Source organism: Curvibacter sp. T50, assembly GCF_057219955.1.
On record NZ_JBXVVU010000004.1, the window covers coordinates 86,231 to 112,919 of the forward strand.

The following is a 26,689-nucleotide window of genomic DNA, read 5'->3' on the forward strand; positions in this document are numbered from 1 at the left end:
CACTCCGACCCGGAATTCCGCATGCCACAAGCTGCAACCCCCCTCATCAACCACGCGCTGCCTTCCTACCTGGACCCCCACCACCTTGGCCCCTGGGGCATCTACCTGCAGCAGGTTGACCGCGTCACGCCGTACCTGGGCCACCTGTCGCGCTGGGTTGAAACCCTCAAGCGACCCAAACGCGCGCTGATCGTCGACGTACCCATCCACCTGGACGACGGCACCGTCGCCCATTTCGAAGGGTACCGGGTGCAGCACAACACCAGCCGCGGCCCGGGCAAAGGCGGCGTGCGCTTCCACCAGGACGTCACGCTGTCCGAAGTGATGGCGCTGTCGGCCTGGATGTCGATCAAGAACGCGGCGGTCAACGTCCCCTACGGCGGCGCCAAAGGCGGCATTCGTGTCAACCCGAAAACCTTGTCCCTGGGTGAACTGGAGCGCCTGACACGCCGCTACACCAGCGAAATCGGTCTGATCATCGGCCCGACCAAAGACATCCCCGCACCCGACGTCAACACCAACGCCCAGGTCATGGCCTGGATGATGGACACCTATTCCATGAACGTCGGCGAAACCGCCACCGGTGTCGTCACCGGCAAGCCGGTCGACCTGGGCGGCTCGCTGGGCCGGCGCGAAGCCACCGGCCGGGGCGTGTTCACCGTCGGTGTCGAAGCGGCGCAGCGCATCGGCATGCCCATTGAGGGCGCCCGCATCGCCATCCAGGGCTTCGGCAATGTCGGCGGCATCGCCGGCAAGCTGTTTGCCGAGGCCGGGGCCCGGGTGGTCGCGGTTCAGGACCACGGCGGCAGCCTGGTCAACGACCGCGGCATGGACGTGCCCGCGCTGCTCGACCATGTCGCCCGCACCGGCAGCGTTGCCGGTTTTGCCGGCGCGGAGGTGCTGGACGCCGGCGAGTTCTGGTCCATTCCCTGCGACATCCTGATTCCTGCGGCGCTGGAAGGCCAGATCACCGCCGCCAACGCACCCAAAATCCAGGCCCGCATGGTGATCGAAGGCGCCAACGGCCCGACCACCCCGGAGGCCGACGACATCCTGCAGGAACGCAACATCCTGGTCCTGCCCGACGTCATTGCCAATGCCGGCGGCGTCACCGTGAGCTATTTCGAGTGGGTGCAGGATTTCTCCAGCTTCTTCTGGACCGAAGACGAAATCAACCAGCGTCTGGTCCGGGTCATGAAAGAAGCGTTCACCGCCGTCTGGCAGGTCGCGCAAGACAAAGGGGTCAGCCTGCGTACGGCCACCTTCATCGTCGCCTGCACCCGGATCCTGCACGCCCGCGAAATGCGCGGCCTGTATCCCTGAAACCGCGAGGGGGCACAATGGGGCCATGAAAGCCCCTGTCAAAGCCCTCGTATTCGCCGGCAGCACCCGCGCCGGCTCCTGGAACCGCAAACTCGCCGCCGCCGCCGCCCGCATCGCGCGGGCCGACGGCGCCGAGGTTACCGAACTCCACCTGGCCGACCTGGCGCTGCCGCTGTACGACGGCGACCTGGAAGCCCAGGCCGTGCCGGTAGCCGTCGTGCGCCTCAAGGAACTGCTCTACACCCACGAAGCCTGGATCATCGCCACCCCCGAGTACAACGGCAGCTACCCGCCGGTGCTCAAGAACGCCATCGACTGGGCCTCGCGCCCCATCGCCCACCACCCCGAGTGGAAAGACGGCCGCAAGCCCTTCGCCGGCAAGGTGGCCGGCATCGTCAGCGCATCGCCTGGCGCGCTGGGGGGCATCCGCGCCCAAAGCCACCTGCTGCCCCTGCTGATGAACCTGGGAGCCTGGGTCGCACCCCGGCAGTTCGCACTGATCAAGGCCGAAGAAGGCTTTGACCCGGACGGCCAGCTGGGCAACGAGGCCAACCGCGCGGGATTGCGCGCTGTGGTCGACCAGGTGCTGTGGGCAGCGCGCCGCATCGGCGAACCCCACGCCGCGCCCTGACCGGCGCAAAACCGTCCGGACCTGCGCCTTTTGGGCAAAAACTGACCTTACCCAGCATCAAATGGTCACTATTTGCTATGCTTATTGAAGTTACAGGCGCCTCTTGCCACCCCGGTTGCGGCGCCTGCTGCATTGCGCCGTCAATCACCAGCCCCATCCCCGGCATGCCCGGTGGCAAACCGGCCGGGGTGCGCTGTGTGCAGCTCGACGATGCGCACCGCTGCCGCCTGTTCGGCCGACCCGAGCGGCCGGCGTTCTGCGCCGGGCTGCAACCCTCGCCGCTCATGTGTGGCCCCGCCGGCGATGGCGGCCGCCATGCGCTGCACTATCTGGCGCAACTCGAACTCCTGACCCAGCCCCGATAGCTGTCGGTACCGCCGCGACGCCAGATCACCCGAGCCATCACTTTCCATAGCAAACAATGACGGAAAATCGCTGGGTTTCGGCCTAATACATTGAAAATCGAGGCAGAAGCGCCCATCAGGATGCTGCGGAGCTCACAGCGGCTTCTGTCGCCCCGCCACCAACGCCCCCAGCCACAGCGCCGCGGCTGAAAACACCAGTCCCCGGGCCAGTCCGCCCGGGCCGTCGGCAATCCAGCCCACCACGGTGGGCCCGACGATCTGCCCGGCGGCGAACACGATGGTGAACGCGCTGATGCCGGCCGGCCACTGCGCCGCCGGCAGGTGGTGCCGCACAAACGCGGTGGTCGACGCCACCACCGACAAAAACACCGCCCCGAACAGCAGGCCCGAGGCCAGCACCACCGGGGCCCAGGCACTCAGCGCCGGCAGCACCGTGGCCAGGCCCAGCAGACCGTTGAGCCGCGCCAGCGCCTGCCCGCCCCGCGCCCGGTCGAGCAGCCCGGCCCACAGCCGCGACGACGCCACCACCGCCAGCCCCAGCAGCGCGTAAAAGCCGGTCACCGCCGCCGTGCCGACGCCTTGTTCGCGCAGCAGCGCGATCACAAACGTCATGTAGCCGATGTAGCCCACGCCAAACAGGGTGTAGCCCGCCAGCGCCGCCGCCATCGGCCGCCAGCGCAGCGGCGTCGGGGCCGGTGCAGCCCCCGCCGGGCCCGTGGCGCCGGACGGACCCGCGGTCAGCCGCTCCAGCCGCAGCACCGGCCAGGCCATGGCGGCCGTGGCCAGCGCGCAGGCCGCCGCCAGCCCCCACCAGGCCCAGCTCCAGCCATGCGCCACCCCGTGCGCGGCCCGCAGCGTGGCCGGCACCCCCAGCGCCGACAGCACAATGCCCCAGCCGGTGCCGCCGTAATACAAGCCCAGCAGCAGGCCCGAGCGCCCCGGCGCCAGCGCCCCCAGCCGCGCCGCCAGCAGCCCGCCGGCCACAAACACCCCGGCACTGGCCACACCCGCCAGCAGGCGCTGCACCAGCAGCGGCGCCGCCGCGGTGAAAAACCCGCTGGCCGCCATGAACAGCGTCGCCGCCGCCGAGCCGGCCAGCAGCACCCGCGCCGCGCCCCAGCGCCGCAGCAGCGCCGGCGTGGCCAGCGCACCCAGCAAGTAACCGGCGGCATTGGCGGTGTTCATGGCGCCGGCCAGCGTGTAGCTCCAGCCCAGGTCGGCGCGCATCGGCGGCAACAGCAAGCCGTAGGCAAACCGGGTGATGCCCAGCGACACCGCCGCGCCCAGCGACAAGGCTGCCGCCAGTCCCAGAAGCGACAGCGGGCTGACTTGAGAACGGGAATCGGGCGCCAACATGACAGGCTCATTGTCACCGCACGCCCCCGCGGCGTGCGTCACGCCCGCAACCCCTGACCTCGATCCTCCATGCCCACCCTGTTCGACCCCGCCCAAGCCGGCGACCTGCACCTGGCCAACCGCATCGTCATGGCCCCGCTCACCCGCAACCGCGCCCCGGGGGCGCTGCCCACCGCACTGATGGCCACCTACTACGCCCAGCGCGCCAGCGCCGGCCTGCTGATCACCGAGGCCACCGCCATCAGCCCCACCGCCCAGGGCTACGCCGACGTGCCCGGCCTGTGGAGCGACGAACAGGTGGCCGCCTGGAAAACCGTCACCGACGCCGTCCACGCCGCGGGCGGGCGCATCGTGGTGCAGCTGTGGCATGTGGGGCGGGTCTCGCATGTGGACCTGCAACCCGGCGGCCAGGCGCCGGTCGCCCCGTCCGCCCTCACGGCGCGGACCAAAACCGTGCTGATCCGCGACGGTCTGCCCACCTTTGTCGACACCTCGGCCCCCCGCGCGCTGGACAGTGCCGAAATCCCGGGCATCGTCGCCGACTACCGCCGCGCCGCGGCCAATGCCATTCGCGCCGGCTTTGACGGGGTGGAGATCCACGGCGCCAACGGCTACCTGCCCGACCAGTTCCTGCGCAGCGGCAGCAACCAGCGCACCGACGCCTGGGGCGGCAGCATCGAAAACCGCGCCCGCTTCCTGCTGGAGGTGACCCGCGCCGTGGTGGACGAGATCGGCGGCGGCCGCACCGGCATCCGCCTCTCGCCCGTCACCCCCGCCAACGACGCGGCCGACGCCGACCCGCAGCCGCTGTTCGAACACGTGGTCCGCGGGCTCGGCCCGCTGGGCCTGGCCTATGTGCACGTGATCGAAGGCTCCACCGGCGCCGCGCGCGACTTCCAGCAAGGCCCGGCGCCGTTTGACTACACCGCGCTGCGCAGCGCCTGGCGCGCTGCGGGCGGCACCGGCGCCTGGATGGTCAACAACGGGCTGGACCGCGACCTGGCCCAGCAGGCGCTGGACGGCGGCGCCGACCTGGTCGCCTTCGGCCGCCCCTTCATCGCCAACCCGGATCTGGTGGCCCGCCTGCGCGCCGGCGGCCCCTTCAACACCCCGGACCGCAAGACCTTCTACGGCGGCGGCGCCGCCGGCTACACCGACTACCCGGTGCGGGGCTGATCCCTAGCGCTTCGCCCCCGTGGCCGGCGCAGGGGGCAGCAGCCAGACCTTGGCCCGCTCATGCCCGTGCCGGCGCAGCGGGGTTTCGACCCAGCGGGCCGTTGCTTCCGCCAGCAATGGCAGGATCACCACAGGGGTGAGAAAAAAGGCCACCCACTGCCGGGTCGTGTGGACTCCGCCGGCCCGGTACCACAGCTCGATGGTGACGAAAAAAACCACCATGTGCGCCAGATAGATGCAGTACGAGCGTTTGCCCACCCAGACAAAAAAGGCACGGGCCAGCGCCTGGGAGGGAACCAGTGCATCGCGGTCAAAGCTGGCGATCCACACCAGGGCGCCGCTGCACAAGGCGATGGCGCTGATGGTGCCTGGGCGCCCCCCCCGATCCCCCGCACCCAGCCAGCCGATCGCCAGCAGCAAGGCGATGGTCAGCAGGTGAATCAGCCACCGGTGACGCAACCACGCCGGCGGACCGGAAACCACCGCGCGCCGATCCCGCTCGTGGGTGTACCAGCCTATGGCGACCCCCACCAGGATCGCGTCCACCCGAACAAACCAGAGCACCCCCATCGGATCGCGGCTGAGCAGCCCCAGCCCCACCAGACTCAGGCCGATGGCCGCCGCGACCCAACGCTTGGGAAGGAAAAACAGCACCAGCGGCACCAGGAAGTAGAACTGCTCCTCCAGCGACAAGGACCAGTAGACCGCCAGGTTCCAGCCGGTGGGCAAATGGGCCTCGAACCGTGTCGCGGGCATCATGTTGCAGGTCGCCAGGTCCTGCAGGTAACAACCGGCCCAATGAAAATTGGCCAGGTGGACGAACGCGGCCAGGCCGTCACGGGCCATGCGCCCGACATCCCCGAACACCCCGGAGCGGTTGAGCCACAGCGCACATGCCAGAGACAGCATGATCCACAGCCAGGCCGCTGGCCACAGGCGCCAGGCGCGCCGCACCCAGAACGCGAACGCGGTGTGCTTCCAGCCCAGGCGGCGGGAAATCAGGTAGCGTTCTTCACCGGGACCGGGCGGGAAGGTCTGGATCAGCCCCCGCGTGATGATGAAACCCGAGACACAGAAGAACAGGTCGACGCTGCCCCACAGGTTCAGATGGTCACGGATGTTCCAGTACAGCTGGTGACTGCCGGAAACCAGCACCTCGGCATGCTGGAACAGGATCATCAGCAGCGCCGCAGCGCGCAGGAACTCGATATCGATGTTTTTTTCTTTGGACGCCATGGCCGGCTCATGACAATCCCCGATTCTAGGTGGCGGTCATTTGCGCCGCCCGCCCGAAACCCCGGCAGCCCCCACCCGGGGCGGCCCGCCCGATTCACTCGCCCAGGCCGATCGGCGCAGGCGCTTTCATCACGATGCGGGTAAACAGCTTGTCGTAGACCGGGTCAGGCGGATATTTGCCGGTCAAAGGATCACAGTTTTTCTCGAACGCCGCATCCAGTTCCTGCCAGTCCTGTTCGCTGAAGTGTTTTTGCGCTTCCGGCAGGATGACCGTCTCTTCCAGCCGCATGTGCTCCAGGTAGAAGTCGATGTAGCGATTGAAGGTGTCCACAAACACCTGCCGGCGGCTCTCGCCCAGCAACTCCCAGGCGAGCAGCAGATGCTGGACCTCCCGCACCATTTTTTCGCCGCTCATGTGGTCGCGTTCCAGACGGTCGATGGCGCCCATGACCGACGGCACCGCCTTGGCAACCCGGGGGAACAACAGATTGGACTCTTTGGGGTGGTGCAGCCGCTCGGGAAACTCGTCAATGTAGAAAAGCATCGCCCGCAAAACGTCGAAGAAATTGCGCGCGTCATCGACCGGCCCGCGGGCAACCATCATGCGCATCGACTGGAGCATGGCAGCCAGCGACGAATGCTCATCGCGAATGATCTGCAAGCTGGTATGGGGGGCATTCATGGCGGACTCCGGTTCTTTTCCAGTCGCCCCGCAGGGGCGATCACAGCCGCAAGCATGCCGGGGCCGGCCGCCTGGCGCCATGACGCAAGTCAAGAAATCGTCAGGACGCCGATGCCGCCGGTCGCCAACGCCGCAGCAACAGCGCATTGCTCACGACACTGACCGAGCTCAGCGCCATGGCCGCGCCCGCCAGCACCGGATTCAGGTAACCCAGCGCCGCCAGAGGAATACCCGCGACGTTGTAGAAAAACGCCCAGAACAGGTTCTGGCGGATCTTGGCCACCGTGCGGGCCGAAATGTCCAGCGCAGCGGCCACCAGGGCCGGATCTCCCCGCATCAGCGTGATGCCGGCCGCCTGCATGGCCACGTCGGTGCCGTTGCCCATCGCCATGCCCACATCGGCCGCCGCCAGCGCCGGGGCGTCATTGACCCCGTCACCCACCATGGCGACGATGTGTGAGCCCGCCCGCAGGGCCGCCACGGTGGCCACCTTGTCGCCCGGCAAAACGCCGGCCACAACTTCGCCGTTTTCGGGCCGCAAGCCCAGTCGGCGTCCCATGGCCTCTGCGGCGCCGCGGTTGTCGCCCGAGACCATCACCAGCCGCAAGCCCCGTTTGCGCAGCAACCCCAGTGCCGCTGCCGCATGGGGTTTGGGTTCGTCACCGAAGGCCAGCACCCCCTGCACGACCAGGCCCTGGGCTTGTTGCTCGGCCACCAGCGCCACCGTGGCACCCTGCTCTTGCCAGGCGGCCGCCCAGTCGGACCAGGGGCCGGGCGCTGCGCCGAGCGCGTTCATCCAGCGCAGGCTGCCCACCCGCAGCATCCGCCCGGCCACCTGCCCCTCGGTGCCACAACCGGGCACGGCGCGCACCCCATCGGCCGCCAGCGGCGCCAGTCCGCGCGCAACGGCCGCCGCCACCACCGCGCGCGCCAGCGGGTGCTCGCTGCCTTGGCCGATGGCGGCCGCCCGGGCCAACATGCCGGCTTCATCACCCTCCGAGGTGGCGCGCAGGTCACCGAGCACCGGTCGGCCCTCGGTCAGCGTGCCGGTCTTGTCAAAAGCCACCGTGTCCACCCGGTGCGCCAACTCCAGCGCCTGCACATCGCGAATCAGGATGCCGTGGCGCGCCGCCACCCCGGTGCCGGCCATGATGGCGGTCGGCGTGGCCAGTCCCAGCGCGCAAGGACAGGCGATCACCAGCACCGCCACCGCGTGGATCACGGCCGTCTCGACGGCGGCGCCGCTCCACAGCCAGCCGCCCCATGTCAGCGCCGCCACGGCCAGCACCACCGGCACAAACACCGCCGCCACCTGGTCCACCAGGCGCTGGATCGGCGCCTTGGCCGCCTGCGCGTCCTCCACCAGCCGGATGATGCGCGCCAGCACCGTCTCGCTGCCCACCGCGGTGACCGTCATCAGCACCCGGCCATCGCCATTGATCGCGCCGCCGGTCACCCGCTCGCCCGGTCCGCGCGGCACGGGCAAGGGCTCGCCGGTCAACAGCGATTCGTCCACCTGCGTCTGCCCGTCCAGCACCGTGCCATCGACCGGAAAGCGCTCGCCGGGGCGTACGAGCAAGTGGTCGCCCACCAGCACTTCGGATACCGGCACATCGGTGGTTTCGGCGACAAAGGCCTCGGTCTGACCGGCACCCCCGCTGGCGGCAGCCCCCTGCACAGCGCTCCAACGCCCGCGCACCAGATGGGCCAACTCCGGGCGCAGGGCATGCAGCGCCCGGATCGCCGCTGTGGTCTGGCGCCTGGCACGCGCTTCCAGCCATTTGCCCAGCAGCACCAGCGTGATCACCACGGCGGAACCTTCGAAGTACAGGTGCACCATGGTGTCGGGCGGGGCCGACAGCCACAGCCACATTGACAGCAGCCAGCCGGCGGTGGTACCGACCGAAACCAGCAGATCCATATTGCCGCTGCCCGCCCGCAATGCCGCCCAGCCGGCTCGGTAGAAACGCGCGCCCAGCCCGAACTGCACCGGCGTCGCCAGCAGAAACTGCAGCCAGGCCGGCAGCATCCAGTGGCGACCGAACAGGTCGCCCACCATGGGCAACACCAGGGGCGCCGACAGCACCAGGCCCAAGGCCACCGGGCCAAAACCGGCCCAGGGTGCCTCGTCCGGTGCGGTCAGGGCGGCGTCGGCCGCGCGGGGCTCGTAGCCCGCGTCCCGTACCGCCCGGCGCAAACGCGCCGGCATCTGATCGCCCGGCGCAAACGTGACACGGGCCGATTCGGTCGCCAGGTTGACCTGGGCATCCACCACACCGGGCACTTTGCGCAGCGCGCGCTCGACCCGCGCAGAGCAGGCGGCGCAGGTCATGCCGCCGATGCCGATATCGGTCTGGCTCGCAGGATCAGAAGGGTCAGCGGTCACAAGCGGGTTCATGGTGCGCAGTGTCGGGCCTGCCCCGGGGGGAAGGTCAAGCGCCAGTCGGCGCCGACCAGGAGCCCCCACGGCCACTTGACTTTCCCAGGATGGCAGGGTTCAGGCTATGCTTTTCTCATCAAAACGTCAAAGGATTCCCCATGAACCAGACCTTTACCGTCACCGGCATGACCTGCGGCCATTGCGAAATGGCAGTCCGCCGCGCGCTGCTCACCGTCGACCCCCAGGCCCAGGTCCAGATTGACCGCACCGCCAACCGGGTCGTGGTCGAATCCACCCAGCCGCGCCAGACGCTGGCCGGCGCGATCGCCGAAGAAGGTTATGCCGTCGCCGACTGAACCACGGCCCGACGCGCCGGTGGCCATCAGCGAGGCGGCGCGGCGCAGCGGCGTATCGGCCAAGATGCTGCGCCACTACGAGTCGCTGGGGCTGCTGGGGCCGGTGCGCCGCACCGACAGCGGCTACCGCCAATACACCGCCGCCGACATCCACACGCTGCGCTTCATCCGCCGCAGCCGCGATCTGGGCTTTTCCATGGCGGAAATTGCCGAACTGGTCGGACTGTGGCGCGACCGCAGCCGCGCCAGCGCCGCCGTCAAGCGCATCGCGCAGCAGCACCTGGACGATCTGGAAAACCGCATTGCTGCGCTGCAGGGAATGCAGCGCAGCTTGCAGGCCCTGCTGACACACTGCCACGGCGACCACCGGCCGGACTGCCCCATCCTGGACGACTTGGCCGGCGGCAGCTGTCACTGAGCCCCTCGGGCGGCTGCCACCGGCGCAAACACCCGGCGGGCCGTACACTGCGCCCATGTCCGACCCGCTGGCTTTTTACCCCGCGCTGGCCACCGTACAGCCGCCGGTAACGGCACTGGGGCCGGCCGCCGGTCCCTTGACCGTGCCCGCCGGCACGGTGCTGTTCGACGAGGCCCAGCCCTGTCAGGGTTTTCCGCTGGTGCTGGAGGGCGAGGTCAAGGTCTCGCGCCACTCCAGTGACGGCCGCTCGCTGGAGCTGTACCGGGTGGTGCCTGGCGAGCTGTGCCTGGTGTCGTCGGCCTGTCTGTTTCGCAGCCAGCCCTTGTCGGCCCACGGCGTCGCGACCCGGTTGACCACCTTGCTGCTGATCCCACCGCCGGTTTTCGACCGCTGGCTGGAAAGCCCCGCCTTTCGCAACGACGTGCTGGGCCTGTTTGCCGAACGCATGGCCGACCTGACGGGCCTGATCGACGCGGTGGCCTTTCACCGGCTGGACCAGCGTCTGGCGGCCGCCCTGCTCGGCCGCGGGCAGGACCTGGCCATCACCCATCAGCAACTGGCCGATGAACTGGGCACGGTGCGCGAAATCATCACCCGTTTGCTGCGCCGCTTTGAACGCGAAGGCTGGGTCGCACTGGCGCGCGAACATATCCATATCCGCGACAGCGCCGCGCTGCGCGTGCTGGCCGCGCATCTGCCCGGCTGATCGGACCCAAAGCGCTCGGTGACCGAAGTCACAGACGGGCAAGGGGTCGGACCGGTGTAATCCGTTCCATCAACAACCCCTTATCAGGAGATTTCCATGAAACAGAACGTTGGCGGCATCGACCGCACTGTGCGCATCGTTGCCGGCCTGGCACTGATTGCTCTGGCTGCCACCGGTACCGTGGGTGTCTGGGGCTGGATCGGCGTGGTGCCGCTGGCCACCGGTCTGGTCGGCTGGTGCCCGCCCTACGCCCTCTTTGGCTGGAACACCTGCTCGGTCAAACAGTCGCAGTAAAGGGTCTGCGCCGGACGGGGCAAGCCCGGGTCCGGCCGGCCCATAAAGCTCCCGATACCATAGCAATCAGCGACGTTTTTACGCTGGGTATCGGGTATTTTTTGCATTAATCGCGTCACACCGGAAGGTTTTCGCCACCCAGCGCTTCCAGCAGCTGGGGAAGGAGCTGACGCAGCTCGCCGGTGGCAATCGCCACGTCGGTGTCGAAACCTTCTTCGGCCTGGGCCTCCCGCCCGGCAAACACACCTTCCAGAAAAGCCAGCTTCTTGATCTGCAGGCCTTCGGTCAGCACCAGACTGACCCGGCCACCCCAGGTCAGCGCCAGTCGCGTCGGCTGTTTGCCCTGGGCGATGTGCTGTCGAACTTCATCGGTGTCCAGCGGGTGGCGGGCATACCGCACCACGGCCTGGCTGCCATCGGTGGCCTTGAGTTCACACTCGCGGTCGATGGCAAACCCCGCCGGAGGTTCCCCATCGGCCAGCCAGGCGGCCATGCAACCCGCCGGGGTCTGCGCGGTCGGCAGCAGTTCCAGCCCCATCCCGTCGATCGCCCGCACCAGCTCGGTCACCACGCCATCGGCCCGGCTTTGGCTGGCGCTGTCGATCACCAGCCGCCGCGCCAGGGGGTCGATCCAGACCCAGGCCGAGCTCTGGCGGGTGAACGCCTGCGGCAGCAAGGCCTGCCGGGCCTGCTCCTTGAGGTCACGCAACTCCTTGCGACCGACCTTGCGACCGGTCGTCGCCTCGATCTGCGCCGCCTGCTCCTGGGCGGCGCGGTTCACCACCGAAGCCGGCAGGACCCGCGTTTCGGACATCAGCCGCAGCACCCACTGACCCCCGACCGACTCCGCCAGCGGGCCATGGGCCTCGCCGCGCGGCTCCACCCAGCCCAGGGCCTGCTCCTGTCCGGGTCCACAGGGCACAAAACGGCGTGTGGCCAGCGCCTGCTCCAGCGCAGTCAATGAGGCGTCCCACGACGGGGCAATACGGTAGACGATGAGATTCTTGAACACAGAAGAAGACCGATCCGGGAAGAGATGAAAGGGCGCCTATTCTGCACAGCCGTGAACGGGCCCTCTTTACAAACCCTTGCCAAGGCGACATAACCCCTTTGCGAGGACGGCACACACTGCCAGCATCCGGACACCCGGATTGATCTGAACCGATCTCACTGACAGAAAGGACCTGTATGAAACTGACCTTGATCCAGCGCGGCCTCGCCGCCACCGCACTGACCGTCGCGGCTCTGGGCGCCTTCGCCCAGTCGCCAGCGGGGTCCCCGCCCGGGCCGCAGACGACGCCTCCCGGCCCGGCTCGCATGCACGGCATGGGTCCGGGCATGATGGCCGAACACCACAACCCGGCGGCGATGCAGCAGCACCGGGCCGAGCGCCACATTGCCCGCATGGCCGTGCTCAAGTCCCGCCTGAAACTCAGCCCCGAGCAGGAAGCGGCCTGGAAAAGCTTCGAAGACGGCATGAAGCCAGCCCCCCGGATGCCACTCAGACCCGGCGACATGGCCACGTTGAGCACCCCGGAGCGCATGGATCGCATGCAGGCCCAGCTGGCCGATCGCCAGGCCGAACTGAAAAAGCGCACCGAGGTGGTGAAATCCTTCTACGCCACACTGAGCGCCGATCAGAAAAAGACTTTTGATGAGTCCGCCCGGCACGCCATGCAAGGACACGCCCGTCCGCACGGTGGCGGCCACCATGGCAACCACCACGGCCCTCGCGGCTGAGCAGCGGCGGCAAGCAAACCGGACAGGTTCGGGATTGACCCAGGTCAATCCCCGGCGGGGGCGGGCTGACTATGCTTGCGCGTGCTATTGTTTGCCATGGCTACCGCACTCCCGCCCCTTCCGCCCTACGAACCTCCTCCGCCTGACGAGCCGCTGGCCTTGCCGGCGGCGCGGGTCATCGGGGTCTTGCAGCCGCTCGGCTGGCTGGTGCGCGGTTTTGCCGACCTGCGCCGCTGCGCCGGCCTGAGTCTCTTGCACGGCCTGGTCCTCGCACTGATCGGCCTGGCGCTGGTTGCCCTGGCCCACAACCGCTTCTGGTTGCTGGCCGGCTCCATTTCGGGTTTCCTGGTCGTCGCGCCGGTGCTGGCCACCAGCTTCTACGCGCTCAGCCGGGCCATTGAACGGGGTGAACCGGCCGATCTGGACCTCATCCTCAAGACCTGGATGCGCTGGCAGTATTCGCGCTACGCCGTCAACGGCGGCTATTGGTCACTGGTACGTTTCGGACTGCTGCTGGGTCTGGCCGCCACCGGCTGGGTGCTGACATCGGCCGCACTGATCACGCTGCTGGCCCCAGCCCCGGTCCAGACACCCGCCGACTTCCTGCGCCATGTGGTGCTGGCGCCCGGACACTACCTGTTCGAACTGTGGCTGACCATGGGCGGACTGATGGCCGCGCCGCTGTTTGCCTCCAGCGTCGTTGCCATGCCTTTGCTGCTCGACCGGCGGGTCAATGTGCTGCAGGCCGTGCTGGCCAGCTGGCAGGCGGTGCTGACCAATCCGGTTCCGCTGGCGCTGTGGGCGGCACTGATCATGGTGCTCACGGCCGTGGGCATGGCAACCGCCATGCTGGGCCTGATCGTGATTCTGCCGGTGCTGGGTCACGCCAGCTGGCATGCCTACCGCGACCTGCTCGACACCACGCGCCTGCCTGAGCGGCTGCCCCCGGAGGTGGCGCCCTGATGTTCGGCTTCACCGAGGAGCAGATTGCCACGTTTGGCCTGACCTTCGGGGTCGGCGCCTTCATGCTCTACATGATTTTCATCATCGGGCAACTGGCGTGGGAGTCCAAGGCGGGCAAGTTCGGCACGTTTGTGCTGTTCCTTGCCCTTGCTTTCGGCATGCTTGGTTTTGTCGCCAAATACCTGATTCAGTGGTATCTGGAAAAATGACGGTCATGGACTACGACATTCTCATCTCCGGCGCCGGCCCGGCCGGGTTGTGTCTTGCACGGGCCCTGTCCGGCTCTGGTCTGTCAATCGCGCTGATCGAGCCGCAGCCTGAACCGGCGCTCCAGGACCCCGCCTTTGACGGCCGGGAAATTGCGCTGACCCAGCACTCGGCCCAGTTGCTGCGCCGGCTGGGCGTATGGGAACGTTTCGATCCGGCCGATCTGTCGCCCCTGCGCGATGCCCGGGTGCTCAATGGCGCCTCCCCGTTTGCCATGGTGATCGGACATCAGTTGTCACGCCATGCCGAGCTGGGCTGGCTGGTATCGAACCACCTGATCCGCCGCGCCGCCTACGCTGCTGTCGCTGAAGCCCGCAGCACCCACGGGGACATCACCCTGATCACCGGCGACAGTGTCAACGGCGTTCACACCGACCGCGACCTGGCCCAGGTCCGACTGGCCAGTGGCCGCGAGTTGCGCGCGCGCTTGCTGGTGGCGGCCGACAGCCGCTTCTCTGCGACCCGACGCGCCATGGGAATCGCCGCCGATCTGCATGATTTCGGGCGCAGCATGCTGGTGTGTGTGATGACCCATGACGCGCCCCATGACCATGCCGCCTGGGAATGGTTCGATCACGGCCAGACCCTGGCGCTGCTGCCCATGAATCCCGATCCGGCCAGCGGCCAACACCGGTCTTCCGTGGTTCTGACACTGCCCAGCCAGGAGATCGACCCGATGCTGACGCAGCCCGCCGCCGATTTCAATCGCGCCATGGCCGAACGTTTCCACCAGCGTCTGGGTGCCATGCAATTGCTCAGCACCCGCCATGTCTATCCGCTGGTGGCGGTGTACCCGCGCCAGCTGGTCGCCACCCGGTTTGCGTGTGTGGGCGATGCCGCCGTGGGCATGCACCCGGTCACGGCCCACGGTTTCAACTTCGGCCTGCTGGGCCTGGACAATCTGGCCGGACTGGTACGCGCCGCCCATGCCAGCGGCCGCGACATTGCCAACCCTGCGGATCTGGCCCGCTACGAACAGACCCACCGCCGCGCCACGCGTCCCTTGTACCTGGCCACCCAGTTCATCACCCGGCTGTACACCGACGAGACACCGCCGGCACGTCTGCTGCGCAGTGCCGCCTTGCGCCTGGGTGAACGTTTCACCCCCTTCAAACGGGCGGTCGCGGCCTCCCTGACCGGCGCGCACTGAGCACCGCTGCGCTCGCCGGCGCCTGTCCGTCCGACGTCACCCGCCCGCGCTCTGGCGGGCTGCCAGCATCGCCGCCATCTGTTGATGCACCCGCTCGATCGCCTTGAGCGGACGGATCATGACCTTGAACTCGGTGATCTGGCCCTGGGTATTCCAGCGGATGATGTCGACCCCATTGACCACCACGCCGTCCAGCTCGGTTTCGAACTCGAGCATCGCGTCCGAAGGCCCCCGTATCTCGCGCACATAACGGAACGACGGCTGGCCCAGTACCTGAAACGCCGCCGCCAGATAGGCCGCGGTCAGTCGTTTGCCCCGCTGCGGGGTATGCACCACCGGGGAAAGAAACACCGCGTCGTCGGCCAACAGCGCGTCAAGACCGGCGCTGTCGCGGCCGCGCACAACCGCATGCCACCGATCCATGGGATGAAGCTCCATGCGAACTCCTGTGATCAATCAAAAAACATAGCGAAAAGCGACCATTTTTCGCTGGCTATTGGCCAAAAACACCAAAAAATCCCCTCAGCGACCCGCGAGGAAGCCGCGCACCGCCTCTGCCGTGCGCGGCGGGTCTTCCTCATGGGGCACATGGCCCAGATCATCGAACACCACCAGGCGGCTGCCAGGGATATCCCGGGCAAAACGATGGGCCATCGCCACCGGGATCAGGCGATCGCGGCCCCCCCAGAGGATCAACGTCGGCTGGCGAATCTCGGGCAGACGTTCCACCGGGCCGGTATACCCTTGCTGCAAACGGTGCGCCAGGGCCGCCCGGTTGCCCTCGCGCAAGGTCAGCTCGAAATATCGGTCGACCAGTTGCGGCGTCACCTTGGTCGGGTCGCCATACACATTGCGCACGCTGGACTCCACCAGGCCACGGGGCAAAGTCCATTCCATGACCCGGTTGAGCCCCGGTGTCGCAGCGATGCGAAAACCGATGGGCACGTTGTCGGAAGACGGATCCAGCTCCAGCGGATAGCCGCTGGCATCGACCAGCACCAGCGCCGCCACCCGATCCGGCGCCGCCAATGCCGTGGTCCAGGCAATCTGTCCACCCAGCGAATTGCCGGCCAGCGCAAAGCGCCGCACACCGAGTTGATCCAGCGTCGCGAGCACAAACTGCGCATATCGGTCAATGCGGTAGTCATGCGCCGGATCCGGCCCGGTGAGGCCAAAACCCGGCAGATCAAAGCGGATCACCCGGCGCTCCCGGCCCAGCGCCGCAACCCACCCGTCCCAGGTGTGCAGGCTGGCCGACGTTCCGTGCAATAAAACCAGTGGCAAGGGCGCCTCGGCGCCGGGCGGGCTGCGCGGCCCCTCGTCGCGCAGATGCACCGACAACGGTCCCACCGGCACAAACCGGGACGGCGCATTCGCCCAGCGAACACTGAGCGCCTGAACCGTTTGGTCTGGAGCCCAGGTGGCCACCACCGCGGCTCCGGAAAAAAACACCACCGCCCCCAATACCAGGGCCAACGATTTCCACAACAGTTTCATGCGCGCGACTCTAGGCCACCGAGGGCCGGGCGTCAAAGCACAAACTTGTGGATAAAAGCCGGACAAATGACCACTTGTCCACAGACTGCCATGCCGCCGCCGACTTATCCAGAAAGGCCGTGCACCTCCCGGACGCCTGCAACACAGCCTTACCCCGTTGGCAACCCCTTGTCACGAAACGGAAATGAAGGCTTGTCCCCACCCATGCGGGCGCTCTACTACTACGACTATTCAGTGATAGAAACCTTTAAGAACAACAGCCAGGGAAAAATTCCGGTCGCGCGGCAGTCCGCCGGCCTCAAGCCCACTGGCCCGGATTTGCTTCAGATCAAGAAAATGAGGGGTTCTCGGAACCAGAATTAGGGTTTCCCCTGAATTCCTACAATCGGAGACAAACCGTGTTAGCCGCATTCATCAGCCATCCCGACTGTGCCCGCCACGAAATGGGCCCCCATCACCCCGAATGCCCGGAACGCCTGGGCGCCATCACCGATCACCTGCTGATCAAAGGCTTGCTCGACTACATGATTCCGTACGACGCGCCACTGGCCACCGAAGAGCAGCTCGGTCGGGCCCATTCGTCGCTATACGTCCGCGAGATCTTCGAAGCCTCCCCGGCGGAGGGCTATCACCATGTGGATCCGGACACCAACATGAACCCCCACACCCTGCAAGCGGCTCGCCGGGCCGCTGGTGCGGCGGTCCATGCGGTCGATCTGGTCATCGCCGGCAAGGCATCCACCGCGTTCTGCAATGTGCGCCCCCCGGGCCACCATGCCGAACATGATGCGGCGATGGGCTTTTGCTTTTTCAACAACGCGGCCGTCGGCATCCGCCATGCGCTGGATGTGCACGGTCTGCAGCGGGTGGCACTGATCGACTTCGATGTCCACCATGGCAACGGCAGTGAAGACATCTTCAAGGGCGACGAACGGGTGCTGATGTGCTCGATCTTCGAAAAAGGTCTGTACCCCTTCAACGGCGAAGAGGCCAAGGGCCCGAACATGGTCAACGTCGGCCTGCCCAGCCGCTCCGGGGGGGACAAGTTCCGCGAAGCCGTGGTGCGCGAATGGCTGCCGGCCCTGGAGGCTTTCAAACCACAACTTGTGGTCATTTCCGCCGGTTTCGACGCCCACCGGGAAGACGACATGGGCAACCTCGGACTGGTGGAAGCCGACTATGAATGGGTCACCCGGGAACTGGTTGCCCTGGCCGCCCGCCACAGTCACGGTCGCGTGGTATCGTGCCTTGAAGGTGGTTATGTACTCAGCCCGCTGGCGCGCAGCGTCGCGGCCCACGTCAAGGTGCTGATTGGCGCCGACTGACGGACAACTGGTGCCCGCCAGGCTGCAGAGTCCGGACGGGTATGTGAATGGACAAGCATTACCTCACACCGCTTTTTTCCCCCGAAACCATCGCTGTTTTTGCCGGCCGGATCGACGAACCGGAAACCCAGACCGCCCATGCCCGGGCGCTGGTCCAGTCCCTCACCGCCCAGCGCTTTTCCGGTACGCTGGTTTTCCTGGACATCCACACCAGCGGCACCTTGGCCGATCTGGCCCAGACCCGGGCCGACCTGGCCATCATCGCCTTGTCCGGCGACGAGGTGATGGCCGCGCTGGAAGTGGCCGGTCGCATCCGCTGCCGCGCCGCGCTGATCATCAGCTCAGGCATTTCGGCGGCCCAGGCCGCTGATCTGCAGCAACTCGCCCGGCGCTATGACATCCAGCTGCTGGGCCCCAATTGTGTGGGTATCCAGCGGCCGCGTGCCCTGCTCAACGCCAGTGTTGCGGGCGCGCTGGCGGCGGTCGGTCCCCTGGCGCTGGTGTCGCAGTCGGGGGCACTGACTTCTTCGATCCTGGACTGGGCGCGCCAGAACGGGGTGGGCTTTTCCACCGTGGTTTCCCTGGGGCCGAATACCGATGTGGACATCGCCCAGGTGCTGGATTTCCTGGCCTCGGACGCCCAGACCCACAGCATCGTGGTCTATCTGGAAGGGATTTCCAGCGCACGCCGATTCATGAGCGCGCTGCGCGCGGCCGCCAATGCCAAACCCGTGGTGATTCTCAAGGCGGGCCGCAAACAGGCCGGCAATGAAGCGGCCAGAACCCACAGCGGAGCCATCGTGGGCAGTGACGAGGTGTTTGACGCGGCATTGCGGCGAGCTGGTGCCGTGCGGGTGCGCAGCTTCGTGCAGTTGTTCTCCGCCGCAAAATGCCTAGCGTCGCGTTATCGCCCGGTCGGCAAACGGCTGGCCATCATCACCAACGGTGGTGGTCCTGGTGTCCTGGCGGCCGACTGGGTCAGTGAAATCCACCTGCAACTGGGACGTCTGTCACCCCAGGTGGCGGGCGCCCTGCGCGAGAAACTGCCACCACTGGCCTCGCTGACTGACCTGATCGATCTGTCCGAAGAAGCGGGTGCGGACCACTACCGCGCCGCCATTGATGCCGCCGGCAGCGACCCGCAGATCGACGGCATTCTGGTGGTGTTCTCGCCCAAGGCCGGGATCGATGGCACGGCGGTCGCCCAGGCGATGGCCGAGTTGAGAAAACGGCTGAGCAAACCGCTGATCAGTTGCTGGATGGGTGATGCGTCGGTCGGTGAAGCCCGTGCGGTGCTCGCCACCGCGCTGATCCCGACTTTTCGCACCCCGGAGGCTGCCGTCGGGGCGTTCGGCAACATTGCCAGCTTCTACCAGAACCAGCAGTTGCTGCAGCAGACGCCGCCGCCGCTGTCGTCGCTGGCGCAGCCTGATATCGAAGGGGCCCGGCTGCTGATCGAAAGTGTGCTGGCCGAACGCCGCAAGGTACTGACCGAAATGGAATCGAAAGCGCTGCTGTCGGCTTTCCATATCCCGGTAACCCAGACCATCCTGGCCCGCAGCGCCAATGAGGCGATGATGATTGCTGCGCAACTGGGTTTCCCGGTGGCGCTGAAGATCGATTCGCCCGATATCAGCCACAAGTCCGACGTCAACGGCGTGGCGCTCAATGTCGCCAATGCGGTGGCCGTGCGGGATACCTTCAACGACATGATGCAGCAGGTCTCCCGCCTGCAGCCGGGCGCCCGCATCAACGGCGTGACGGTGCAGAAAATGGCGCGCCAGCGCCGCGGACGTGAAATCTACATCGGTCTGGTGACCGACGATCCGTTCGGTCCGGTCATTGCCTTCGGGGCCGGCGGCACCATGATCGAGCTGATCAACGACCGGGCCATGGAACTGCCGCCACTGAACCAGTTCCTGGCGCGCCGGCTGATCGACCGCGCCCGGGTGTCCGAAACCCTGGGCGAGTGGCGCGGTGCCAGCGCCGTCGACATGGACACGCTGGAACAGGTGCTGCTGCGGGTTTCGGAAATGGTCTGTGAACTGCCCCAGCTGCGCGAGATGGACATCAACCCCATCATCGTCGACGAATCCGGTGCCGTGGCCGTGGACGCCCGCATCCTGATCGACTCTGCGCCGCAGCCCACCGACGGCCGCGGGCGTGATTACAACCACCTGGCCATCCTGCCCTACCCGGCGCGTTATGAACAGGTATGGCCCCTGCGCGGTGGCGGCGAATACACCATCCGCCCGATCCACCCGGATGATGCGCAGATGCTGCAGGACCTGATGCACCACCTGTCACCGGAAAGCCGCTATTTCCGCTTTGTCTCGTCCATCAGCGAACTGCCGCCGGCGATGTTGTCGCGCTTCACCCTGATCGACTACGACCGCGAAATGGCCCTGGTCGCCGTGGTGCGCGAGCGCAAGATCGCCGAGGATGGCGAAATCACCGAAACCGAACGGATCGTTGGTGTGTCGCGCTACGTGACCAACCCGGACAAATCCAGTTGCGAGTTCTCTCTGGTGGTGGCCGACGATTTCGGCGGCAAAGGTCTGGGTTCACGCCTGATGCTCAGCATCATGGACGTCGCCCGTGACAAAGGGCTGTCCGAAATCGAAGGTCTGGTGCTGACCAACAACGCCCCCATGCTCAAGCTGATGGCCAGCCTGGGTTACACCATCAAGTCCTTCGCGGAAGACCCGGACTTCCGTCTGGTCACCCATTCACTCTGATATTCATAGCTGAAAGTCACCTTTTTACGCTGGGTATCGGCATAAAAGAGCTGAAACCGGCCCGGGGAAGGCCGCCCCGGGCTGCCGGCACCCGTCCCACTGCTACACTGCCGCGCTTTTCCCCCAACCGCTGATGTCCCACGCTGCCTCCGCAACCACGCCGGCCACCTTCGAAATCAAAAGCGCCGTTTTGCCGCTGGTGGCCGTCTTGCTCAAATCAGCCGATCTGGCCGCGCTTGCGGCGGAACTGTCGCAACGTTGGGCGGACACGCCGGATTTTTTTGACGGTGATCCGGTGGTGCTGGATCTGTCCCACCTGCCGCCGCCGGCAGACGGCACGGCCGCCCCCCCCATCGACTTTGCTGCCCTGATGGCGCTGCTGCGGCAATGGCGGCTTGAACCGCTTGCGGTACGCGGCGCAACTGCGGCGCAGATGCAGCAGGCCCGCGCAGCCGGTCTGGTTGCTGCCACCGATGCCCGCGATTTGCCGCCGCCACCGGCCCCGTCGGCGGCGAGTGTGGCCCCCGTCGCGCCAGCGCCGGCGGCGCCGTCGTCGGCGCTGGTCATCGACCGGCCTTTGCGCTCCGGACAGCAGGTTTATGCCCGGGGCCGGGACCTGGTGGTGCTGGCCATGGTCAATGCGGGCGCCGAAGTCATTGCCGATGGCAGCATCCATGTCTACGCACCATTGCGAGGCAAAGCCATGGCGGGGGTGCGGGGCGATGCCGAGGCCCGCATCTTTACCCTGGGCCTGGAGCCCGAACTGGTCTCGATTGCCGGTGTCTACCGCACCAGCGAAACCCCCTGGCCCGACAACGTGCGGGGCAAAGCGGCCCAGATCCGCTTGCGCAGCGGCCCCGACGGGGACCGGCTGATCCTCGAAACACTCAACCCCTGAAGCCGAGGCTTTCTCCCGGCGCCCTTTGGAAAGATGGACTCGAAATGACCCGAATTGTTGTTGTGACCTCCGGCAAAGGCGGGGTGGGCAAAACCACCACCAGCGCCAGCTTTGCCGCCGGCCTGGCCCTGCGCGGCCACAAGACGGCCGTGATCGACTTCGACGTCGGCCTGCGCAACCTGGACCTGATCATGGGCTGCGAGCGGCGGGTGGTCTACGACCTGATCAACGTCATCCATGGCGAGGCCAACCTCAACCAGGCGCTGATCAAGGACAAGCAGTGCGAAAACCTGTTTGTGCTGGCCGCCAGCCAGACGCGCGACAAGGACGCCCTGACCCAGGACGGCGTGGAAAAAGTGCTGGCCGACCTGGCCGGCATGGGCTTCGAGTACATCGTCTGCGACTCGCCCGCCGGCATCGAAACCGGCGCGCTGATGGCCATGCACTACGCCGACGAGGCGCTGGTGGTGACCAACCCCGAGGTCTCCAGCGTGCGCGACTCCGACCGCATCCTGGGCATGCTGGGCAGCAAGACCCGGCGCGCCATCGAGGGCAAGGAACCGATCAAGGAGCATCTGCTGATCACCCGCTACAACCCCGGCCGGGTCGCCGAAGGCCAGATGCTGAGCCTGGAAGACATTCAGGACATCCTGCGCATCCCGCTCATCGGTGTGATTCCCGAGAGTGAGAACGTGCTCACGGCATCCAACCAGGGCACACCGGCCATTCACCTCAAGGGCACCGATGTCGCCGAAGCCTATGGCGACGTGGTCGACCGCTTCCTCGGTGCCGACAAGCCGTTGCGCTTCATCGACGCGGCCAAACCCGGCCTGCTCAAGCGCCTGTTCGGCAGAAAGTGAAGTGAGCATGTCCTTTCTGTCCTTCCTGCTGGGCGAGAAGAAGAAGACCGCCAGCGTCGCCAAGGAACGGCTTCAGATCATCCTGGCGCACGAACGCGCGGGCCGCAGCGCCGCCGAGCCCGATTACCTGCCCGCACTGCAGCGTGATCTGGTGGCGGTGATCGGCAAGTACATCAAGATCAATCCCGACGACATCAAGGTCCAGCTCGAACGCCAGGACAACCTGGAAGTGCTGGAAGTGAAGATCGAGCTGCCCGACAGCCGCTGAAATTCGACCCGACCACCCCGGCGGGGACTGGCAGAAAATTCAAGTCCCTGATAAAGTTTCGGGTTTTCCCGTAGTTTGGGGATGATTTGCTTTGCGCTGCCGCTGCAGGCCGGAGCAGAAACGTATGACCGCCGCCTTCGACTGGCTGTTCGACGGCGGTGTGTGGCGCACCCGGTGGCATCGCGGCTTGCCCCATCGCGCAGAACTCGGAAAAGGAATCTGCTCCATGGCCAAAGAAGAACTGATCGAAATGATGGGTGTCGTCAACGAGGTCCTGCCCGACACCCGATTTCGAGTGACGCTGGACAACGGTCACCAGCTCATCGCCTACTCCGCCGGGAAAATGAAAAAAAACCACATCCGCATCCTGGCGGGTGACCGGGTTTCGCTGGAACTGTCGCCCTACGACCTGACCAAGGGCCGCATCAGCTTCCGCCATCTCGAATCACGCGGGCCCGCGCCGGCGGCGCGTCGACCCACCAATCGCTGAACGCGTCCCGATCGCCGCTCCACTGGGGCGATGGTCCGGTTCCTGAACTGCCGTGTCCGCGCGCGACGCGCAGAGGGCTCTCCGTCGCTGCGCACTGTGGCGCGGGCGGTGCCACAATGCTTGCCATGCGATCCTTCCATGGTCAGGGCATTGTGATCACCGGCGCGGCCTCCGGCATCGGTGAGGCGCTGGCACACACACTGGCGGCGCAGGGTGCACGGCTGCTGCTTGCCGACGTACATGCCGAGCGACTCGACGCCGTGGTCGCCGCCCTGCGCGCCACCGGCGCCGACTGCCGGGCGCAGGTCTGTGATGTCGCCGACCGGGCCTCGGTGCTGGCGCTGGCCGACACGGCGCAACAGGCCTGGGGCGGTGCCCATGGGGTGGTCAACAACGCCGGTGTCGGCCTGGTGGCGCCGGTGCACAACCTGTCGATGCCCGATGCCCATTGGCTCATGAACATCAACTTCTGGGGGGTGGTCCACGGCTGTCAGGCGTTTATGCCGCAGTTGCAGGCCCGCGCGCGGCGCCAGGAAGACACGGTGATCGTCAATATCTCCAGCATCTTCGCCATGGTGTCGATGCCTACCCAGTCGATCTACAACGCCAGCAAGGCGGCGGTGCGCGGCTTCTCGGACGCGCTGCGCGAAGAGTTGCGCGACAGCGGCGTGCGTGTGTTGTGTGTGCACCCTGGCGGCATCCAGACCCGCATTTGCCAGGAAGCCCGCCTGGGCGATATCTCAGCGGTCGCCGACACGCCGCAGGCGCTGCATGCCCAGTTCGATCAGGCCGCGCGCACCACCGCGCCGCAAGCGGCGCAGGCCATCGTGCGCGCCATGCAAGACCGGCGCACGCGGCTGCTGATCGGTGCCGACGCCCGCCTCGGTGACGTGATCTATCGTCTCTGGCCGACCCGCGCCGCGCCCTGGCTGTCGGCGCTGGCACGTCGCCTGCGGCAGCACGCGAACGCCTCTTGATGGCCGTCCATTCCGCGTCTGTCACGCCCGAACGGCCCCACTGGGGTGTCGTTGTCCTGCTGTACGTTCTGGCGCTTGTCGTCGGTGCCGGATCGGCCTGGCTGGTGGTGCGCAGCCAGCTCGACCGTGGGGGTGTCGGTGCCGGCCCGTGGCGGACCAGCACACTGGCGGGTAGCACCGACGCCGACCCTTACACCCGGGCCGTGGTGGCGCTGGGCGCACTCCTGGCACTCAATCGCAACGAAACCTTGTATTTCCTGGCCAGCACCGACAGCGACGGGCGGGCTCTGCTTTCGCGTTGCCGCTACCGGATCAGCGGCACACCACCGCCGGCGCGATGGTGGAGCATCACGGCCTATGCGGAGGACCGTTTCCTGTTCGATGCGCCCGGTGGCCGCTACAGCGTCAACGGGCGAACCGTACCGCTGGGCGCCCAGGGCCAGTTTGCTTTCGAGAGTGGTCCGAACGCACCGGATGCCGCATCGGCGGTGGCCTGGCTGCCCACGCCGGGCGATCGCGGCTTGAGTTTTGCGCTGCGTCTGTACAACCCCGAACCCGGCGTGGCGGCCGATCCGGCCTCGCTGGCCGCTCCGGGCATTGAACGCCTGGGAGCCTGCGAATGAGCGCCACGCCGGACCGCCGCAAGCAAGCTCGCACCGCCATGAAAAGCATGGAGCTTGCCAAGTGAGCCCGCTTCGATACCTGAGCCTGCGCAGCCCCTGGTACGTCCGCATCGAGGTGCTGGCGGCGGTGGCCCTGCTTGCGCACCTGCTGGTGGTCTGGGCGATCCCCTACGCCATCATGACGGCGCTGTCGCGGGCGGCACCCGCCGAGGGGCGGGAGCCCGGTGTGGTGTATTTCCCGCCCATGACCGACCACACCCAGCGCCGCGTGGTGTTGCCCAGCCCCGACCTGCTGTACGCCACTTGCAGTTTCGACGTGCGCCGGCAGGCACTGCGTATCCAGGCGGACCCGAAACTGCCCGGTTACTGGTCGATTGCGCTTTACGCGGCCAATTCCGACAACTTCTTTGTGCTCAATGATCGGCAGGCAGCCGGCGCGCCGGTCGATCTTCTGCTGATGGGCCCGGACACCCCGGAGCCGGCTGCCCTCCCCGCGGGCATACGGCGGGTCACGGCGCCGGGCGGACGCGGCCTGCTGCTGATGCGGGTGCTGGTGGGTGACTACGCCGCCGAGCGTGTGGCGGTCGAGGCCGCCCGGCGCACGCTGCGCTGCACGCCGCTGGCCTGACCGGCCACCACAAGACCGCGCAGCCCGGCGCCGCACGGCCTGGACATCAGCCGCCAGTGTGGGGGTTGGCGTGGTTGCGGCGAAGTTGTACAGCCGCAGCCAGGCCGTCGAGGACCGGAACGGTCTGGTCGAAGCTGATGCAGGCGTCGGTGACCGACACGCCGTGCTGCAGCGGCTGGCCGGGCACGATGTCCTGGCGGCCTTCTTTGAGGTGGCTTTCGATCATCACGCCGGTAATGCGGGTGTCGCCGGCGGAAACCTGCGCGGCCACCTCGGCCGCCACGGCAATCTGCCGCTGGTGCTGCTTGCTGCTGTTGGCGTGCGAGACGTCGATCATCACCTGCTCGCGCAGGCCGGCGGCCTTGAGCAGGCTGCAGGCCGCGTCGACGTCCGCCTTGGCGTAGTTGGTGGTCTTGCCGCCGCGCAGGATGACGTGGCAGTCGTTGTTGCCACGGGTTTCGAAAATAGCGGCCTGGCCCATCTTCGTCATACCCATAAAGGCGTGACTGGCCAGCGCGGCCTGGATGGCGTCGGACGCCACCTTGATGCCGCCGTCGGTGCCGTTCTTGAAGCCCACCGGGCAGGACAGACCGCTGGCCAGCTGGCGGTGGCTCTGGCTCTCCGTCGTGCGCGCACCGATCGCGCCCCAGCTCACCAGGTCGCTGATGAACTGTGGCGACAGCAGGTCGAGGAACTCGGTGCCCACCGGCAGGCCCAGCGCCAGCACGTCCAGCAGCAGCTGGCGCGCCAGCTCCAGCCCTTCGTTGATGGCAAAGCTCCCGTCCAGGTGCGGGTCGTTGATGTAGCCCTTCCAGCCCACCGTGGTGCGGGGCTTTTCGAAATACACCCGCATCACGACCAGCAGGTCGTCGCGCAGCCGGTCCGCCTCCGCCTTCAGGCGCCGGGCGTAGTCCATGGCCTGGTCATGGTCGTGGATCGAGCAGGGTCCCACCACCACAATCAGGCGGTCGTCCTGCCCGTGCAGAATCTTCGAAATGGCCTGCCGGCTGTGTTCAACCAGCGCCTGCGCGGCCTCTGGCGCGGGAAGCCATTCCTGCAGCAGGGCCGGGGTGATCAGGGGGCGTACGGCGCCGATGCGCGTGTCGTCAATTCGGGTGTGGTCCAGGGTCGCGACGGCCCGGGCGGGGTGTACATGGGTGATCATGGCCAGATTATCAGCCAAAAATTGCCATACCCAGCGAAATAAGGTCATCTTGTGCTATTGTTTTTTAACCCCTTGGCGGAACCCCGGACCGATTCCGTCGCTTCGCCGATGGCGGCGAAATGCGATTCGTTTGCGCCAATCGGCCTTGCATCCAGCGCACCCGTGTGACAATGAAAT

At 66.9% G+C, this 26,689-nt stretch carries 29 protein-coding genes; 21 read left to right on the forward strand and 8 right to left on the reverse strand.

The genetic code is table 11. The features are described 5' to 3' along the window. The first annotated feature begins 21 nt into the window (after nucleotides 1-21). From AC2EBU_RS13675 to AC2EBU_RS13685, 3 genes are all read left to right on the forward strand, one after another. On the forward strand, nucleotides 22-1,323 hold the full coding sequence (locus tag AC2EBU_RS13675) for a Glu/Leu/Phe/Val family dehydrogenase (RefSeq protein ID WP_484610990.1): 1,302 nt from the start codon (nucleotides 22-24) through the stop codon (nucleotides 1,321-1,323). 25 nt (nucleotides 1,324-1,348) lie between these two features. Beyond that, complete coding sequence (locus AC2EBU_RS13680; protein WP_484610991.1) at nucleotides 1,349-1,954, forward strand: NADPH-dependent FMN reductase; 606 nt, start codon at nucleotides 1,349-1,351, stop codon at nucleotides 1,952-1,954. A 77-nt stretch (nucleotides 1,955-2,031) separates the two neighbouring features. Then, entirely contained in the window at nucleotides 2,032-2,319 is a 288-nt protein-coding gene (locus AC2EBU_RS13685) for a YkgJ family cysteine cluster protein (RefSeq protein WP_484610992.1), read from the forward strand. A gap of 132 nt (nucleotides 2,320-2,451) precedes the next feature. Here AC2EBU_RS13685 and AC2EBU_RS13690 read toward each other — a convergent pair whose 3' ends face one another. Beyond that, the gene (locus AC2EBU_RS13690) at nucleotides 2,452-3,675 is read right to left on the reverse strand and encodes a YbfB/YjiJ family MFS transporter (protein WP_484610993.1); all 1,224 of its coding nucleotides are present in this window, start codon (nucleotides 3,673-3,675) and stop codon (nucleotides 2,452-2,454) included. Nucleotides 3,676-3,744: 69 nt separating this feature from the next. Between AC2EBU_RS13690 and AC2EBU_RS13695 the strand changes: the two genes are divergently transcribed. Beyond that, the gene (locus AC2EBU_RS13695) at nucleotides 3,745-4,851 is read left to right on the forward strand and encodes an alkene reductase (protein ID WP_484610994.1); all 1,107 of its coding nucleotides are present in this window, start codon (nucleotides 3,745-3,747) and stop codon (nucleotides 4,849-4,851) included. A 3-nt stretch (nucleotides 4,852-4,854) separates the two neighbouring features. On the opposite strand, the gene AC2EBU_RS13700 is transcribed toward AC2EBU_RS13695, so the two are convergent. The 3 genes from AC2EBU_RS13700 to AC2EBU_RS13710 all read right to left on the reverse strand — a co-directional run bounded on the left by AC2EBU_RS13700 (nucleotide 4,855) and on the right by AC2EBU_RS13710 (nucleotide 9,167). Further along, complete coding sequence (locus AC2EBU_RS13700; protein WP_484610995.1) at nucleotides 4,855-6,087, reverse strand: acyltransferase family protein; 1,233 nt, start codon at nucleotides 6,085-6,087, stop codon at nucleotides 4,855-4,857. A 94-nt stretch (nucleotides 6,088-6,181) separates the two neighbouring features. After that, nucleotides 6,182-6,769, reverse strand: a complete 588-nt coding sequence (locus AC2EBU_RS13705; RefSeq protein ID WP_484610996.1) for a hemerythrin domain-containing protein — start codon at nucleotides 6,767-6,769, stop codon at nucleotides 6,182-6,184. 100 nt (nucleotides 6,770-6,869) lie between these two features. Beyond that, the gene (locus tag AC2EBU_RS13710) at nucleotides 6,870-9,167 is read right to left on the reverse strand and encodes a heavy metal translocating P-type ATPase (RefSeq protein ID WP_484610997.1); all 2,298 of its coding nucleotides are present in this window, start codon (nucleotides 9,165-9,167) and stop codon (nucleotides 6,870-6,872) included. Nucleotides 9,168-9,307: 140 nt separating this feature from the next. On the opposite strand from AC2EBU_RS13710, the gene AC2EBU_RS13715 reads away from it, so the two are divergent. From AC2EBU_RS13715 to AC2EBU_RS13730, 4 genes are all read left to right on the forward strand, one after another. Then, nucleotides 9,308-9,505, forward strand: a complete 198-nt coding sequence (locus AC2EBU_RS13715; protein WP_484610998.1) for a heavy-metal-associated domain-containing protein — start codon at nucleotides 9,308-9,310, stop codon at nucleotides 9,503-9,505. Beyond that, nucleotides 9,489-9,923 (forward strand): Cu(I)-responsive transcriptional regulator, encoded by a 435-nt coding sequence (gene cueR / locus AC2EBU_RS13720; RefSeq protein ID WP_484610999.1) that lies wholly within the window; start codon nucleotides 9,489-9,491, stop codon nucleotides 9,921-9,923. The genes AC2EBU_RS13715 and cueR overlap by 17 nt, the downstream gene beginning before the upstream one ends. A gap of 55 nt (nucleotides 9,924-9,978) precedes the next feature. Continuing rightward, on the forward strand, nucleotides 9,979-10,629 hold the full coding sequence (locus tag AC2EBU_RS13725) for a Crp/Fnr family transcriptional regulator (RefSeq protein WP_484611000.1): 651 nt from the start codon (nucleotides 9,979-9,981) through the stop codon (nucleotides 10,627-10,629). 96 nt (nucleotides 10,630-10,725) lie between these two features. Continuing rightward, the gene (locus AC2EBU_RS13730) at nucleotides 10,726-10,923 is read left to right on the forward strand and encodes a YgaP family membrane protein (protein WP_484611001.1); all 198 of its coding nucleotides are present in this window, start codon (nucleotides 10,726-10,728) and stop codon (nucleotides 10,921-10,923) included. A 115-nt stretch (nucleotides 10,924-11,038) separates the two neighbouring features. Here the strand turns inward: AC2EBU_RS13730 and AC2EBU_RS13735 are convergent, their stop codons facing one another. After that, nucleotides 11,039-11,935 (reverse strand): recombination-associated protein RdgC, encoded by an 897-nt coding sequence (locus AC2EBU_RS13735; protein WP_484611002.1) that lies wholly within the window; start codon nucleotides 11,933-11,935, stop codon nucleotides 11,039-11,041. A gap of 176 nt (nucleotides 11,936-12,111) precedes the next feature. Between AC2EBU_RS13735 and AC2EBU_RS13740 the strand changes: the two genes are divergently transcribed. The 4 genes from AC2EBU_RS13740 (at nucleotide 12,112) to ubiM (ending at nucleotide 15,043) form a co-directional block, all read left to right on the forward strand. Beyond that, a complete protein-coding gene (locus AC2EBU_RS13740; RefSeq protein WP_484611003.1) occupies nucleotides 12,112-12,663 on the forward strand; it encodes a Spy/CpxP family protein refolding chaperone in 552 nt (183 codons plus the stop codon). A 96-nt stretch (nucleotides 12,664-12,759) separates the two neighbouring features. After that, on the forward strand, nucleotides 12,760-13,626 hold the full coding sequence (locus tag AC2EBU_RS13745) for a DUF2189 domain-containing protein (protein ID WP_484611004.1): 867 nt from the start codon (nucleotides 12,760-12,762) through the stop codon (nucleotides 13,624-13,626). Next, nucleotides 13,626-13,835 carry a DUF2788 domain-containing protein gene (locus AC2EBU_RS13750; RefSeq protein ID WP_484611005.1) on the forward strand — a complete coding sequence of 70 codons (210 nt, stop codon included), beginning with the start codon at nucleotides 13,626-13,628 and terminating at the stop codon, nucleotides 13,833-13,835. The genes AC2EBU_RS13745 and AC2EBU_RS13750 overlap by 1 nt, the downstream gene beginning before the upstream one ends. 5 nt (nucleotides 13,836-13,840) lie before the next feature. Beyond that, a complete protein-coding gene (gene ubiM / locus AC2EBU_RS13755) occupies nucleotides 13,841-15,043 on the forward strand; it encodes a 5-demethoxyubiquinol-8 5-hydroxylase UbiM (protein ID WP_484611006.1) in 1,203 nt (400 codons plus the stop codon). Between the two features lie 36 nt (nucleotides 15,044-15,079). On the opposite strand, the gene AC2EBU_RS13760 is transcribed toward ubiM, so the two are convergent. Both AC2EBU_RS13760 and AC2EBU_RS13765 read right to left on the reverse strand, forming a co-directional pair. Further along, nucleotides 15,080-15,481 carry a nuclear transport factor 2 family protein gene (locus AC2EBU_RS13760; protein ID WP_484611007.1) on the reverse strand — a complete coding sequence of 134 codons (402 nt, stop codon included), beginning with the start codon at nucleotides 15,479-15,481 and terminating at the stop codon, nucleotides 15,080-15,082. An 84-nt stretch (nucleotides 15,482-15,565) separates the two neighbouring features. Further along, the gene (locus AC2EBU_RS13765; RefSeq protein ID WP_484611008.1) at nucleotides 15,566-16,540 is read right to left on the reverse strand and encodes an alpha/beta fold hydrolase; all 975 of its coding nucleotides are present in this window, start codon (nucleotides 16,538-16,540) and stop codon (nucleotides 15,566-15,568) included. 398 nt (nucleotides 16,541-16,938) lie between these two features. Between AC2EBU_RS13765 and AC2EBU_RS13770 the strand changes: the two genes are divergently transcribed. From AC2EBU_RS13770 to AC2EBU_RS13810, 9 genes are all read left to right on the forward strand, one after another. After that, the gene (locus tag AC2EBU_RS13770; protein WP_484611009.1) at nucleotides 16,939-17,865 is read left to right on the forward strand and encodes a histone deacetylase family protein; all 927 of its coding nucleotides are present in this window, start codon (nucleotides 16,939-16,941) and stop codon (nucleotides 17,863-17,865) included. Between the two features lie 47 nt (nucleotides 17,866-17,912). Continuing rightward, nucleotides 17,913-20,603 (forward strand): bifunctional acetate--CoA ligase family protein/GNAT family N-acetyltransferase, encoded by a 2,691-nt coding sequence (locus AC2EBU_RS13775; protein ID WP_484611010.1) that lies wholly within the window; start codon nucleotides 17,913-17,915, stop codon nucleotides 20,601-20,603. A gap of 133 nt (nucleotides 20,604-20,736) precedes the next feature. Further along, nucleotides 20,737-21,501, forward strand: a complete 765-nt coding sequence (gene minC / locus AC2EBU_RS13780) for a septum site-determining protein MinC (protein ID WP_484611011.1) — start codon at nucleotides 20,737-20,739, stop codon at nucleotides 21,499-21,501. Nucleotides 21,502-21,545: 44 nt separating this feature from the next. After that, entirely contained in the window at nucleotides 21,546-22,361 is an 816-nt protein-coding gene (gene minD / locus AC2EBU_RS13785) for a septum site-determining protein MinD (RefSeq protein WP_484611012.1), read from the forward strand. 7 nt (nucleotides 22,362-22,368) lie between these two features. Then, the gene (gene minE / locus AC2EBU_RS13790; protein WP_484611013.1) at nucleotides 22,369-22,629 is read left to right on the forward strand and encodes a cell division topological specificity factor MinE; all 261 of its coding nucleotides are present in this window, start codon (nucleotides 22,369-22,371) and stop codon (nucleotides 22,627-22,629) included. Nucleotides 22,630-22,855: 226 nt separating this feature from the next. Further along, nucleotides 22,856-23,119 (forward strand): translation initiation factor IF-1, encoded by a 264-nt coding sequence (gene infA / locus AC2EBU_RS13795; protein ID WP_484611187.1) that lies wholly within the window; start codon nucleotides 22,856-22,858, stop codon nucleotides 23,117-23,119. 125 nt (nucleotides 23,120-23,244) lie between these two features. Next, nucleotides 23,245-24,096 (forward strand): SDR family NAD(P)-dependent oxidoreductase, encoded by an 852-nt coding sequence (locus tag AC2EBU_RS13800; protein WP_484611014.1) that lies wholly within the window; start codon nucleotides 23,245-23,247, stop codon nucleotides 24,094-24,096. Next, nucleotides 24,096-24,719, forward strand: coding sequence for a DUF1214 domain-containing protein (locus tag AC2EBU_RS13805; RefSeq protein ID WP_484611015.1), 624 nt, complete (start codon nucleotides 24,096-24,098; stop codon nucleotides 24,717-24,719). Before AC2EBU_RS13800 ends, AC2EBU_RS13805 begins: the two co-directional genes overlap by 1 nt. Before the next feature lie 61 nt (nucleotides 24,720-24,780). Then, complete coding sequence (locus AC2EBU_RS13810; RefSeq protein WP_484611016.1) at nucleotides 24,781-25,347, forward strand: DUF1254 domain-containing protein; 567 nt, start codon at nucleotides 24,781-24,783, stop codon at nucleotides 25,345-25,347. A 46-nt stretch (nucleotides 25,348-25,393) separates the two neighbouring features. Here AC2EBU_RS13810 and AC2EBU_RS13815 read toward each other — a convergent pair whose 3' ends face one another. Further along, the gene (locus AC2EBU_RS13815) at nucleotides 25,394-26,512 is read right to left on the reverse strand and encodes a 3-deoxy-7-phosphoheptulonate synthase (protein ID WP_484611017.1); all 1,119 of its coding nucleotides are present in this window, start codon (nucleotides 26,510-26,512) and stop codon (nucleotides 25,394-25,396) included. Between the last annotated feature and the right edge of the window lie 177 nt (nucleotides 26,513-26,689).

Bases quoted from the DNA above. Each gene is read 5' to 3' on its own strand.
- AC2EBU_RS13675 (WP_484610990.1), top strand. From the start codon at position 22: ATGCCACAAGCTGCAACCCCCCTCATCAACCACGCGCTGCCTTCCTAC.
- AC2EBU_RS13680 (WP_484610991.1), top strand. From the start codon at position 1,349: ATGAAAGCCCCTGTCAAAGCCCTCGTATTCGCCGGCAGCACCCGCGCC.
- AC2EBU_RS13685 (WP_484610992.1), top strand. From the start codon at position 2,032: ATGCTTATTGAAGTTACAGGCGCCTCTTGCCACCCCGGTTGCGGCGCC.
- AC2EBU_RS13690 (WP_484610993.1), bottom strand. From the start codon at position 3,675: ATGTTGGCGCCCGATTCCCGTTCTCAAGTCAGCCCGCTGTCGCTTCTG.
- AC2EBU_RS13695 (WP_484610994.1), top strand. From the start codon at position 3,745: ATGCCCACCCTGTTCGACCCCGCCCAAGCCGGCGACCTGCACCTGGCC.
- AC2EBU_RS13700 (WP_484610995.1), bottom strand. From the start codon at position 6,087: ATGGCGTCCAAAGAAAAAAACATCGATATCGAGTTCCTGCGCGCTGCG.
- AC2EBU_RS13705 (WP_484610996.1), bottom strand. From the start codon at position 6,769: ATGAATGCCCCCCATACCAGCTTGCAGATCATTCGCGATGAGCATTCG.
- AC2EBU_RS13710 (WP_484610997.1), bottom strand. From the start codon at position 9,167: ATGAACCCGCTTGTGACCGCTGACCCTTCTGATCCTGCGAGCCAGACC.
- AC2EBU_RS13715 (WP_484610998.1), top strand. From the start codon at position 9,308: ATGAACCAGACCTTTACCGTCACCGGCATGACCTGCGGCCATTGCGAA.
- cueR (WP_484610999.1), top strand. From the start codon at position 9,489: ATGCCGTCGCCGACTGAACCACGGCCCGACGCGCCGGTGGCCATCAGC.
- AC2EBU_RS13725 (WP_484611000.1), top strand. From the start codon at position 9,979: ATGTCCGACCCGCTGGCTTTTTACCCCGCGCTGGCCACCGTACAGCCG.
- AC2EBU_RS13730 (WP_484611001.1), top strand. From the start codon at position 10,726: ATGAAACAGAACGTTGGCGGCATCGACCGCACTGTGCGCATCGTTGCC.
- AC2EBU_RS13740 (WP_484611003.1), top strand. From the start codon at position 12,112: ATGAAACTGACCTTGATCCAGCGCGGCCTCGCCGCCACCGCACTGACC.
- AC2EBU_RS13745 (WP_484611004.1), top strand. From the start codon at position 12,760: ATGGCTACCGCACTCCCGCCCCTTCCGCCCTACGAACCTCCTCCGCCT.
- AC2EBU_RS13750 (WP_484611005.1), top strand. From the start codon at position 13,626: ATGTTCGGCTTCACCGAGGAGCAGATTGCCACGTTTGGCCTGACCTTC.
- ubiM (WP_484611006.1), top strand. From the start codon at position 13,841: ATGGACTACGACATTCTCATCTCCGGCGCCGGCCCGGCCGGGTTGTGT.
- AC2EBU_RS13760 (WP_484611007.1), bottom strand. From the start codon at position 15,481: ATGGAGCTTCATCCCATGGATCGGTGGCATGCGGTTGTGCGCGGCCGC.
- AC2EBU_RS13765 (WP_484611008.1), bottom strand. From the start codon at position 16,540: ATGAAACTGTTGTGGAAATCGTTGGCCCTGGTATTGGGGGCGGTGGTG.
- AC2EBU_RS13775 (WP_484611010.1), top strand. From the start codon at position 17,913: ATGGACAAGCATTACCTCACACCGCTTTTTTCCCCCGAAACCATCGCT.
- minC (WP_484611011.1), top strand. From the start codon at position 20,737: ATGTCCCACGCTGCCTCCGCAACCACGCCGGCCACCTTCGAAATCAAA.
- minD (WP_484611012.1), top strand. From the start codon at position 21,546: ATGACCCGAATTGTTGTTGTGACCTCCGGCAAAGGCGGGGTGGGCAAA.
- minE (WP_484611013.1), top strand. From the start codon at position 22,369: ATGTCCTTTCTGTCCTTCCTGCTGGGCGAGAAGAAGAAGACCGCCAGC.
- infA (WP_484611187.1), top strand. From the start codon at position 22,856: ATGGCCAAAGAAGAACTGATCGAAATGATGGGTGTCGTCAACGAGGTC.
- AC2EBU_RS13800 (WP_484611014.1), top strand. From the start codon at position 23,245: ATGCGATCCTTCCATGGTCAGGGCATTGTGATCACCGGCGCGGCCTCC.
- AC2EBU_RS13805 (WP_484611015.1), top strand. From the start codon at position 24,096: ATGGCCGTCCATTCCGCGTCTGTCACGCCCGAACGGCCCCACTGGGGT.
- AC2EBU_RS13815 (WP_484611017.1), bottom strand. From the start codon at position 26,512: ATGATCACCCATGTACACCCCGCCCGGGCCGTCGCGACCCTGGACCAC.